The sequence below is a fragment of the Lentzea sp. NPDC054927 genome (assembly GCF_053610285.1).
Genome location: NZ_JBSGXZ010000040.1, coordinates 83,995 through 93,366, shown reverse-complemented (window position 1 = coordinate 93,366; position 9,372 = coordinate 83,995). Strand labels below are relative to the sequence as shown.

General features: G+C 66.7%; 13 protein-coding genes and 3 tRNA genes. 3 read left to right on the top strand and 13 right to left on the bottom strand.

Annotation, left to right across the window (positions count from 1 at the left end; all coding sequences use genetic code 11):
* Window positions 1–209: 209 nt before the first annotated feature.
* Entirely contained in the window at window positions 210–596 is a 387-nt protein-coding gene (gene rplL, locus ACWGE0_RS36390; protein ID WP_319971300.1) for a 50S ribosomal protein L7/L12, read from the bottom strand.
* A gap of 56 nt (window positions 597–652) precedes the next feature.
* The gene (gene rplJ / locus ACWGE0_RS36385) at window positions 653–1,207 is read right to left on the bottom strand and encodes a 50S ribosomal protein L10 (protein ID WP_452265421.1); all 555 of its coding nucleotides are present in this window, start codon (window positions 1,205–1,207) and stop codon (window positions 653–655) included.
* Between the two features lie 240 nt (window positions 1,208–1,447).
* Between rplJ and ACWGE0_RS36380 the strand changes: the two genes are divergently transcribed.
* Both ACWGE0_RS36380 and ACWGE0_RS36375 read left to right on the top strand, forming a co-directional pair.
* Window positions 1,448–2,161, top strand: a complete 714-nt coding sequence (locus ACWGE0_RS36380) for a hypothetical protein (RefSeq protein WP_452265420.1) — start codon at window positions 1,448–1,450, stop codon at window positions 2,159–2,161.
* Window positions 2,162–2,170: 9 nt separating this feature from the next.
* Window positions 2,171–2,941, top strand: a complete 771-nt coding sequence (locus tag ACWGE0_RS36375; protein WP_452265419.1) for a methyltransferase domain-containing protein — start codon at window positions 2,171–2,173, stop codon at window positions 2,939–2,941.
* Here the strand turns inward: ACWGE0_RS36375 and ACWGE0_RS36370 are convergent.
* On the bottom strand, window positions 2,918–3,799 hold the full coding sequence (locus ACWGE0_RS36370; protein ID WP_452265418.1) for an NAD(P)-dependent oxidoreductase: 882 nt from the start codon (window positions 3,797–3,799) through the stop codon (window positions 2,918–2,920). The two genes, ACWGE0_RS36375 and ACWGE0_RS36370, sit on opposite strands and share 24 nt — an antisense overlap.
* 84 nt (window positions 3,800–3,883) lie before the next feature.
* On the opposite strand from ACWGE0_RS36370, the gene ACWGE0_RS36365 reads away from it, so the two are divergent.
* Complete coding sequence (locus tag ACWGE0_RS36365) at window positions 3,884–4,864, top strand: GlxA family transcriptional regulator (RefSeq protein WP_452265417.1); 981 nt, start codon at window positions 3,884–3,886, stop codon at window positions 4,862–4,864.
* Window positions 4,865–5,087: 223 nt separating this feature from the next.
* On the opposite strand, the gene rplA is transcribed toward ACWGE0_RS36365, so the two are convergent.
* From rplA to ACWGE0_RS36315, 10 genes are all read right to left on the bottom strand, one after another.
* Complete coding sequence (gene rplA / locus ACWGE0_RS36360) at window positions 5,088–5,798, bottom strand: 50S ribosomal protein L1 (protein ID WP_319971306.1); 711 nt, start codon at window positions 5,796–5,798, stop codon at window positions 5,088–5,090.
* Window positions 5,799–5,877: 79 nt separating this feature from the next.
* Complete coding sequence (gene rplK / locus ACWGE0_RS36355; RefSeq protein WP_065915943.1) at window positions 5,878–6,312, bottom strand: 50S ribosomal protein L11; 435 nt, start codon at window positions 6,310–6,312, stop codon at window positions 5,878–5,880.
* A gap of 87 nt (window positions 6,313–6,399) precedes the next feature.
* Window positions 6,400–7,200: a transcription termination/antitermination protein NusG gene (gene nusG / locus ACWGE0_RS36350; protein WP_452265416.1), complete on the bottom strand. Its 801-nt coding sequence runs from the start codon at window positions 7,198–7,200 to the stop codon at window positions 6,400–6,402.
* A gap of 40 nt (window positions 7,201–7,240) precedes the next feature.
* On the bottom strand, window positions 7,241–7,654 hold the full coding sequence (gene secE / locus ACWGE0_RS36345) for a preprotein translocase subunit SecE (RefSeq protein WP_166044687.1): 414 nt from the start codon (window positions 7,652–7,654) through the stop codon (window positions 7,241–7,243).
* Between the two features lie 37 nt (window positions 7,655–7,691).
* Window positions 7,692–7,764 (bottom strand) — tRNA-Trp (locus ACWGE0_RS36340).
* A 236-nt stretch (window positions 7,765–8,000) separates the two neighbouring features.
* The gene (locus ACWGE0_RS36335) at window positions 8,001–8,408 is read right to left on the bottom strand and encodes a MaoC/PaaZ C-terminal domain-containing protein (protein WP_167970841.1); all 408 of its coding nucleotides are present in this window, start codon (window positions 8,406–8,408) and stop codon (window positions 8,001–8,003) included.
* Window positions 8,405–8,854 (bottom strand): MaoC family dehydratase N-terminal domain-containing protein, encoded by a 450-nt coding sequence (locus ACWGE0_RS36330; protein ID WP_452265415.1) that lies wholly within the window; start codon window positions 8,852–8,854, stop codon window positions 8,405–8,407. The genes ACWGE0_RS36335 and ACWGE0_RS36330 overlap by 4 nt, the downstream gene beginning before the upstream one ends.
* A gap of 71 nt (window positions 8,855–8,925) precedes the next feature.
* A complete protein-coding gene (gene rpmG, locus ACWGE0_RS36325; protein WP_015105301.1) occupies window positions 8,926–9,090 on the bottom strand; it encodes a 50S ribosomal protein L33 in 165 nt (54 codons plus the stop codon).
* A gap of 76 nt (window positions 9,091–9,166) precedes the next feature.
* A tRNA-Met gene (locus ACWGE0_RS36320) sits at window positions 9,167–9,239 on the bottom strand.
* Between the two features lie 44 nt (window positions 9,240–9,283).
* A tRNA-Thr gene (locus ACWGE0_RS36315) sits at window positions 9,284–9,359 on the bottom strand.
* Between the last annotated feature and the right edge of the window lie 13 nt (window positions 9,360–9,372).

Genomic DNA, 9,372 nt, shown 5'->3' with positions numbered 1-9,372 from the left:
GGACCCCCTGATCAGATTGGCGGGGGTCTGGGGGCAGCGCCCCCAGGAAACGCACGCAACAGGACTCGCCGCCCGCAAGGCGACCACCCTCAAAACTCGCGCCCCTCAAGGCCCCCCAGACAACAAAAACGGGCGTGCACCCCCGTTGAAAAGGTGCACGCCCGTTCAGTCACTGCAAGGCATAGCGCGAGCCCCCGAGGGGGCCCAGATCACTTGACGGTGATCTTGGCGCCGGCAGCCTCGAGCTTCTCCTTGGCGGCGTCGGCGACGTCCTTCGCCACGCCCTCGAGGATCGCCTTCGGAGCGGACTCGACCAGCTCCTTGGCCTCCTTCAGGCCCAGGCCCGAGACGACCTCGCGGACGACCTTGATGACCTGGATCTTCTTGTCGCCGGCGGACTCGAGGACGACGTTGAAGTCCGTCTGCTCCTCGGCCTCTTCGGCAGCGGCGGCCGGGCCACCAACAGCGGCAACGGCGACGGGCGCCGCGGCGGTGACCTCGAAGGTCGTCTCGAACTGCTTCACGAACTCGGACAGCTCGAGGAGGGTCATCTCCTTGAACGCGTCGAGCAGCTCGTCGGTGCTGAGCTTCGCCATGATCGGCGGTCCTTTCTAATTTCCCGCGCGAAAGCGTCGGGTGTGTCTGCGGGTGATCAGCTTTCGGCGGGAGCGTCGGCCTCGGCGGCGGGAGCCGCAGCGGCCTTCTTCTCCTGCAGGGCAGCAGCCAGGCGAGCGACCTGGGAAGCCGGGGCGTTGAACAGACCCGCGGCCTTGGCCAGGTTGCCCTTCATCGCGCCCGCGAGCTTCGCGAGCAGCACCTCACGGGTTTCGAGGTCCGCGATAGCGGTGACCTCGTCGACCGAGAGCGGGCGGCCATCCATGTAGCCGCCCTTGATGATCAGGGCCTTGTTGTCCTTCGCGAAGTCGCGGATCGCCTTGGCGGCGTCGACGGGCTCGCCCTCGACGAACGCGATGGCGGTCGGACCGGAAAGAAGGGCCTCGAGGCCCTCCACACCGGCGTCCGCAGCGGCCAGCTTGACCAGCGTGTTCTTCGCGACGGTGTACTTGGTGCCCGCGCCGAGAGCGCGACGCAGCTTGGTGAGCTGCGCCATGGAGAGTCCACGGTACTCAGTGACAACCGCTGCCGAGCTGGTGCGGAACTGGTCCGCGAGCTCAGCGACCGCCGTAACCTTCGTGGGCTTCGCCATGATCGCCTCCTCTCTGGGCTGGGTTAGACCGCCGATGAGAAGGCTCCGAAACAACAAAAACGCCCTCGCGCACAAGCAGCACGGGGCGTCGCAAGACTGACCTCGTCCTCCCTGCGCGGGCCGCCCGTGTTGCAACGGGGCCTTCGCTCTCCTTGCGGAGAACACCTGCGGTCTTCGGTAGAACCGGAACTGAGAGTACGCGAGTCGTGTCCGCCGGACCAAATCGGCATGATGTGACCTGTGACAGACGAGCCCGGCAAGGATCTCGCGCCCCGCCAGCCGCAGCCCCAGCCGCAGCCTCCTGCCCCTCAGGTGGACCCGGAGCAGCTCCGGCAGTTCCAGGAGTTCCAGCGCTTCCAGGAATACCAGCGCTACCAGGAGGCCACGGGCCAGGCGCCCCAGGCTCCGAAACAGGCCGGCGGCAAGCGCTGGTGGCTCGTCGTGCTGGGCAGCCGGATCTTCTGGCGCTCGCTGTTCTTCGTGCTCGTCATCGGCTCCATCATCTGGGCCTACAACCACTTCTTCGGCGTCGACGACCCCGGCGACATCGCCCAGGACAGCGGCGGCGTGACCGGCCCCGCCCAGGGCCTCTCCGCCCCCGCCGGCCTGCAGGGCACCGTCGGCATGTTCTACAAACACGTCTCGTTCGCCGACACGACTCGCGCCTGCACGCTCTTCCTGCGCGACGACACCCGCCAGAAGTTCGCGAACGGTTTCGGCGCAAGCGATTGCGCCGAGGCGGTCAAGACGCTGAAGACCAAGGTGACCAGCGTCGACAAGTTCCAGCAGGTGATGTTCCCGCCGGACATGCTCAAGACGCCGACCACGAACACCGTCACCATCGACTCCTGCGCCCTGACCGTCGAAGGTGGCCCGCGCCTCGGCACCTTCGTGGTGGAGAAGATCAAGAACGGCTGGGTCATCACGGACTGGTCCCCCAGCACCTGTGGTTGATTGGGGTGCATGGCAAACGCACTGGGGGTGCCCAGCCCTGACAAGGCCGCGTACATGGACAACGTGGCCGCGGCCGCGGTCGGCTACAAGCGGCAGCTGCTCGACCTGCTCGAGCTGCGACCGGGCCTGACCGTCCTCGACCTGGGCTGCGGTCCCGGCGCGGACCTGGCGGTGATGGCCGGCGCGGTGGCACCGTCCGGCCGCGTGACCGGCGTCGACATCGACCCGCGGATGGTCGACGCGGCGAACGAGCGATTCCGCGACCACCCGCAGATCGAGATCCACCTCGCCGACGGCCACGCGCTGCCGTTCGAGGACGCCACGTTCGACCGGGCGAGGATGGACCGCGCGCTCCAGCACGTCGCGGACCCAGCTGCGGTCCTGTCCGAACTCCTGCGGGTGCTCAAGCCGGGTGGCCTGCTGCGGATCGGCGAACCGGACTGGGACGCGCTCACCGTCGACGGTGATCTGGAGATGAACCGCGCGTTCAACCGTTTCGTCTGTTCGACGATGGTCCGCAACGCCACGATCGGCCGCCAGCTCGGGCGCCTGGCCCGCGCCGCCGGCTTCGAGATCGAGACCGTCCGCACAGCCGCACCCGTGTTCCGCGACTTCGCCGAGGCGGACGAGATCTTCGCCTTCTCCCGCAACACGGAACGAGCGATCCGCGCGGGCGCCATCGACCGCGCGGACGGCGAACGCTGGCTGGTGGAGTTCCAGGACGGCGACTTCCTGGCAGCGCCGCTGATGTTCCTGCTAGCCGCGCGCAAACCGTGGTGAGACAACGCCGAACGACTCGACAGCGCGAGCGAGGCTCAGCGCGCCGTGCCCGTCGGCGACCTGCTGGTCGACCAACGCCTTGAGCGAGTCGAGCGCAGCGAAGGGAACACCCTGCGCCTCCGTGGCCCGGATGAGCGTGGCCAGCCCGGACTGGTTCATGGCCAGGCTCGACTCCTCGGTGCCGTACTTCTCGCTGTCGATCTCCTCGGCGAACGTGACCAGCGCAGGATGCAGGTCCGTCAGCCAGGACAACATCATCGGCGTGAGCTCGGTGACCTTGATGCCACCGGCTCGCGCCAGCGCCGCCGCGTGCAGGAAGCCGCCGATCAGGCCGTACATCCCGGAGAGGATCGCCACGTCGTACCCGGAAGCCCCACCGGCATCCGCACCCAGGAACGTGACCTTTCCCAGCAGTGCCAACTGCTTCTGCCAACGTTCGTGTACGGCTGCCGAGCCGCTGTAGATGATCGACGACTCGGCGGTTCCGATCGTCTGCGGCACCGCGTAAACCGCGCCGTGCAGGTACTCCGCCCCGTTCTCCGCCGCCCAGTCCGCGATCTCGCGCGCCTCATCAGGCGTACCAGAGGTGAGGTTCACCAGCGCCCGCCCGCGCACGTCCACACCGTCCAGAACCTGTTGTGCCGCTTGGTGATCCAGCACGGCGACAACCACCAGCCCACTTGCCGCCACCGCCTCGCTCACGGTGCCGACCGCGTTCGCCCCGCTCACCGCGAGTTCAGAAGCCTTTGCGGCAGAACGATTCCAGACCGTGGTGGGATGCCCGCTCCGCAGAAACGTCTGCGCCAGCGCACGTCCGAGGTTGCCGAGACCCAGCACGGTGATCGCTTCAGGTGTCATGCCTCCAGCTTCGCCACGCGTGATCAACTCAACCAGTGACCGGAATGACCCCTTTCGCCAAATTCCTGCCATAGGCTGGAGTTCATGAGCGCTGGAACCGTCGCCCTGATCGTCCCCAGCGACTTCGGCGTCATGGACCTCTACGAACTGGGCATCCCCGCGGCCGTATTCGGCACGCCACAACCCGACCTCGCCGACCCCTGGTATGAGATGTGGTTGTGCGGCACCGGAACCCGCACACGGGACACCGACCCGGGCTTCACCCTGCACAGCACCCGCGGACTCGATGACGTCGTGAACGCGGACACCGTCATGGTGTCGTGGGTGCCGGAAGAGGTCATCGAGGAGAACGCCCCCGTCCCACCCGAACTGGTCTCAGCCCTGCGCCAAGCCCACGACAACGGCGCGCGCATCGTGTCAGCGTGCGTCGGCGCCTACGCCCTGGCCGAAGCCGGCCTGCTGGACGGACGCCGAGCCACCGCGCACTGGATGCACACCGCCCTGCTGGCCGAGCGCTACCCGAAGATCCAGGTCGACGACTCCGTGCTCTACGTGGACGAGGGCGACGTCCTGACCAGCGCGGGCATGACCGCAGGCCTGGACCTCTGCCTGCACCTGGTGCGCCGCGACCTGGGAGCCCACGTCGCCAACCAACTGGCCCGCCGAATGGTCGTGCCAGGCCACCGCCCCGGCAACCGCAGCCAGTACGTCGACCTCTCCGTCCCCGCCAACGACGAACAGGGCCTGGAACCGGTGCTCGACTGGGCCCGAGCCCGCCTCGACGAACCGCTGACCATCGACGACCTGGCCCGCCGCGCCACCATGAGCCCGCGAACCTTCTACCGCCGCCTCCACGCCACCACCGGCACAACCCCGCTGCAATGGCTGCTCAACGAACGCATCGCCAGGGCACAAGCGCTGCTGGAGTCGACCGACCTGTCCGTGGAGAAGATCGCGGGGTTGAGCGGCATCGGCACGGCGAACAACCTCCGGCACCACTTCCTGAAGCAGGTCGGGGCATCCCCCACCGACTACCGGCAGGCGTTCCCCCGCCACCACCGCTGACAGCACGGACGGCTGCTCTGGCGCAGCGGCGATGCACCCCCACGCCTCGTCAATGCCCACGCAACCACGCTGGAACGCGACCACTCGCACGCAAAGCGGCCCCTCCGCTGGAACGCGCCCCAACAACGCAACGGAACCACCGCAATCCCGACCCGAGACAACGCAAAAGGCCCCCGGCAACCGCCGGGGGCCTTTCTCAGCTAGCTACAAACCGGGGAGAGGCTCAGGCCTCGTCCACCAGCATGTTGCGGGTGCGGTTCGGGTCAACCGGGATGCCAGGGCCCATCGTCGTGGAGACGGTGACCTTCTTGACGTACCGGCCCTTGGCCGCGGACGGCTTCGCACGGAGGATCTCGTCCAGAGCGGCCGCGTAGTTCTCGACCAGCTTCTCGGACTCGAACGAGACCTTGCCGATGACGAAGTGCAGGTTGGCCTGCTTGTCAACGCGGAAGTTGATCTTTCCGCCCTTGATCTCGTTCACGGCCTTCGCGACCTCGGGGGTCACGGTGCCGGTCTTCGGGTTCGGCATCAGGCCACGCGGGCCCAGGATGCGAGCGATGCGACCGACCTTCGCCATCTGGTCGGGGGTCGCGATCGCGGCGTCGAAGTCGAGCCAGCCACCCTGGATGCGCTCGATCAGGTCCTCGGAGCCAACGGCGTCCGCACCGGCGGCCTCGGCCTCAGCGGCCTTGTCACCGGTTGCGAAGACGATCACGCGGGCGGTCTTGCCCGTACCGTGCGGCAGGTTCACGGTGCCGCGGACCATCTGGTCGGCCTTGCGAGGGTCGACGCCGAGGCAGATCGCAACCTCGACGGTGGCGTCCAGCTTCACCTTGGACGTTTCCTTGGCGAGCTTGGCGGCCTCCAGCGGCGAGTACAGCCGCTCCCGGTCCACCAGCTCGGCGGCGGCCTTGTAGGCCTTGCTGCGCTTCATAACTCTGTCCTTACCGTGGATCAGTTCGTGGTGAATGAGCCGCGCTCGGCTCTCCCACGCTTGCTAAAAGAGGGTGTGATCAGCCTTCGACCGTGATGCCCATGGAACGGGCGGTGCCGGCGATGATCTTCGCGGCCTGGTCGATGTCGTTCGCGTTCAGGTCGACCATCTTGGTCTGGGCGATCTGGCGCACCTGCTCCATGGTCACCTTGGCGACCTTGACGCGGTGCGGCTCGCCCGAGCCCTTGTCGACACCGGCAGCGGCGAGGATGAGCCTCGCGGCGGGCGGGGTCTTGAGCTTGAAGTCGAACGAACGGTCTTCGTACACGGAGATCTCAACCGGCACGACCTGACCGCGCTGCGACTCGGTCGCGGCGTTGTAGGCCTTGCAGAACTCCATGATGTTGACGCCGTGCTGACCCAGCGCGGGACCAACGGGCGGCGCCGGGTTGGCGGCACCAGCCTTGATCTGCAGCTTGATGATCGCTGACAGCTTCTTCTTCTTGGGTGGCATTGTCCGTACTTCCTGTTATTGCGGTGTCCGCGCGCGGCCCTGCCAGCCGCAGCGTGGCCGATCGACCTCTCCGAGAGGAGAGATCGCTCAGATCTTTGAGACCTGGCTGAACGACAGCTCGACCGGCGTCTCCCGGCCGAAGATCGACACCAGGACCTTCAGCTTCTGGCCGTCCGCGTTGACCTCGCTGATCGTGGCGGGCAGCGTGGCGAACGGGCCGTCCATGACGGTGACCGACTCGCCGACCTCGAAGTCGACCTCGATGGTCGGCTTCGGTGCACTGGTGGAGGCGGCCTTCTTGCCCTCGGCCGGCTTCTGCTCGCCCTGGGGGAGCAGGAACTTCAGCACCTCGTCGATCGTGAGGGGCGAGGGCTTCGAGGTGGCTCCGACGAACCCGGTCACGCCCGGCGTGTTGCGGACGGCGCTCCAGGACGCGTCGGTGAGCTCCATGCGGACCAGGATGTAGCCGGGCAGCACCTTGCGCTGCACCAGCTTGCGCTGGCCGTTCTTGATCTCGGTGACCTCTTCGGTCGGCACCTCGACCTGGAAGATGTAGTCCTCCATGTCGAGCGTGTGGATACGAGTCTCGAGGTTCGCCTTGACCTTGTTCTCGTAGCCGGCGTACGAGTGCACGACGTACCAGTCGCCGGGCGCGTGGCGCAGGGCCTGACGCAGCTCTTCGGCGGGGTCCGCGATCTCTTCGTCGATCGGCGTCTCGTCGATCGCCAGCACGTCGACGTCGCCGTCCTCGGAGGAGGCGGTCTCGTCGGTCTCGGCGGTGTCCGTGTCCTCCGACTCGACCGTCTCGTCGACCGCGGTGTCCTCGGACACCTCGTCGTCGGTGAGGTCGGTCTTCTCCTGGGCGTCGACGCCGTTATCGGAGGTCACTGTGGATCTCGCTTCCTGATTGCAGCGGCAGCTGTCCGGCTCAGCCGAACAACTCGAAAACAGCCGCGCCGAAGCCGAGGTCGAGAGCCCACACCAGCGCAACCATGAACACCACGAACACCAGGACCACGCCGGTGTACGTGACGAGCTGCTTGCGCGTCGGCCAGATCACCTTGCGGAGTTCGCCGACGACCTCGCGGATGTAGCGGAAGCCCCGCCCGATCAGCGAGGGACGCTTCTCCTGTCCTTCACGGGTCTTGGTCGGGCGACCCTTCTTCGCGTCCTCGTCCGACTCGTCGGACTTGACGACGCTCTTCTTCGACTCAGCGCTGCTGCCGTCCTTGCGGGCGGCCGGGCGGGAGGAGGCACGACGTTCACGTCGCGCCGCAGCAGTGGACGGCCGGACAGCGCCTTCGCGCTCCTCCGGCTGGTCCTGCTCGCGGCCCTCGCTCATGCCGTGCCTCCACTCCACCCATGACGCGCTTCGACAGCAGGGGCGACAGGACTTGAACCTGCAACCTGCGGTTTTGGAGACCGCTGCTCTGCCAGTTGAGCTACACCCCTTTGAGATCTCTGCTGAGATCCCCTGGCCAAGCAGGAAGTGTACGGGAGCCTGTCCCGTCCATTCCAACCAGACCGCTCAAGCACTTGCCGAGCGGCCTGTCGCACAGCCTACCCACACGCGAACCGAGAAGACGAATCAGGGTCGTGCAACTGAAGCACCGCGGGACCCTGAATCTCCCGTGAGCACCGCAAACACCACCGGACCTGACCGCCCGGTGGTGTCCTTGATCACATGATCAACCGACGCGCACGCGGGCGAAGGCGCCCGTCAACACCGACTTGCCGTCAAAAGCCGCGTTGATGTTGACCTTCACAGTTCCGTCTTCGAAGTCCTTGGTGACCTTCGCGGTCACCTCGACCAGCGCGCCCTCGTCGTCGTTGGGCACCACGACCGGCCGGCCGAACCGGCAGCCGTACTCGACGATCGCGCCGGGGTCGCCGATCCACTCCGCGACGATCCGCGAGGCCACGGCCATGGTCAGCATGCCGTGCGCGATCACGTCCGGGAGCCCGACGTCCTTCGCGGTCTTCTCGTTCCAGTGGATGGGGTTGAAGTCCAGCGAGGCACCCGCGTACCGCACCAGGTCGTCGCGCTTGAGGCGGACGGACAGCGCCGGCAGCTCGGTACCGATCTCCACGCTCATGCGCCTTCTCCCCTCACGACGAGCATCGACTTGGCGGTGGTGACGGGCTCGCCGTCGACCGTGCTGATCTCGGTCCGCACGGTCACCATGTCGTTGCCCATGCGGGACGTGATGGCGTCGATGTGCGCCACGCACACGAGCTGGTCGCCCGCGGTGATGGGCCGGTGGTGCGTGAAGTTCTGGTCGCCGTGCACGACGCGGCTGTAGTCCAGTTCCAGCACCGGGTCGAACATGACCGTCTCGTTCGTCTTCATCGACACCACGATCGCGAACGTCGGCGGTGCGATGACATCCCTGTGCCCCAACGCCTTCGCCGCTTCAGCGTCGCGGTAGGCCGGGCTGGTCGCGCCGATCGCGTCGGCGAACTCGCGGATCTTCTCGCGGCTCACGTCGTACGGCGTCGACGGCGGATATGTACGTCCGGTGAAAGCGGGGTCGAGAGGCACCGAAGGAGCCTATATGCGACGAGGCCCGCCCCACGTGTGGGACGGGCCTCGTCGAAGACTTCGCTACGCGCTCAGCGGGTTTCCTTGTGCGCGCGGTGCGTCTTGCAGTTCGGGCAGAACTTCTTGATCTCCAGGCGGTCCGGGTCGTTGCGCCGGTTCTTCCTGGTGATGTAGTTCCGGTGCTTGCACTCCTCGCACGCGAGGGTGATCTTCGGGCGTACGTCGGTTGCAGCCACGGTCCTTGCCTTCCTGAGAGCACACGGGCCCCGAGAACCCAGTCCGGGCTTACCGGCTGGCGGGGATCTTGTGAAGTAGCGGTGGCCGGACTTGAACCGGCGACACAGCGATTATGAGCCGCTTGCTCTACCAACTGAGCTACACCGCTTTAACACAACTACAAGCCGCAGCGCTCAGCACTGCGGCCAGTAGTGGAGCCCCTTTACGGAATCGAACCGTAGACCTTCTCCTTACCATGGAGACGCTCTGCCGACTGAGCTAAAGGGGCTTGCTCTTTCGTT

What these genes read in the sequence shown, in the direction of transcription:
- rplL (WP_319971300.1), bottom strand. Translation starts at nt 596, where the DNA reads ATGGCGAAGCTCAGCACCGACGAGCTGCTCGACGCGTTCAAGGAGATG.
- rplJ (WP_452265421.1), bottom strand. Translation starts at nt 1,207, where the DNA reads ATGGCGAAGCCCACGAAGGTTACGGCGGTCGCTGAGCTCGCGGACCAG.
- ACWGE0_RS36375 (WP_452265419.1), top strand. Translation starts at nt 2,171, where the DNA reads ATGGCAAACGCACTGGGGGTGCCCAGCCCTGACAAGGCCGCGTACATG.
- ACWGE0_RS36370 (WP_452265418.1), bottom strand. Translation starts at nt 3,799, where the DNA reads ATGACACCTGAAGCGATCACCGTGCTGGGTCTCGGCAACCTCGGACGT.
- ACWGE0_RS36365 (WP_452265417.1), top strand. Translation starts at nt 3,884, where the DNA reads ATGAGCGCTGGAACCGTCGCCCTGATCGTCCCCAGCGACTTCGGCGTC.
- rplA (WP_319971306.1), bottom strand. Translation starts at nt 5,798, where the DNA reads ATGAAGCGCAGCAAGGCCTACAAGGCCGCCGCCGAGCTGGTGGACCGG.
- rplK (WP_065915943.1), bottom strand. Translation starts at nt 6,312, where the DNA reads ATGCCACCCAAGAAGAAGAAGCTGTCAGCGATCATCAAGCTGCAGATC.
- secE (WP_166044687.1), bottom strand. Translation starts at nt 7,654, where the DNA reads ATGAGCGAGGGCCGCGAGCAGGACCAGCCGGAGGAGCGCGAAGGCGCT.
- ACWGE0_RS36335 (WP_167970841.1), bottom strand. Translation starts at nt 8,408, where the DNA reads ATGAGCGTGGAGATCGGTACCGAGCTGCCGGCGCTGTCCGTCCGCCTC.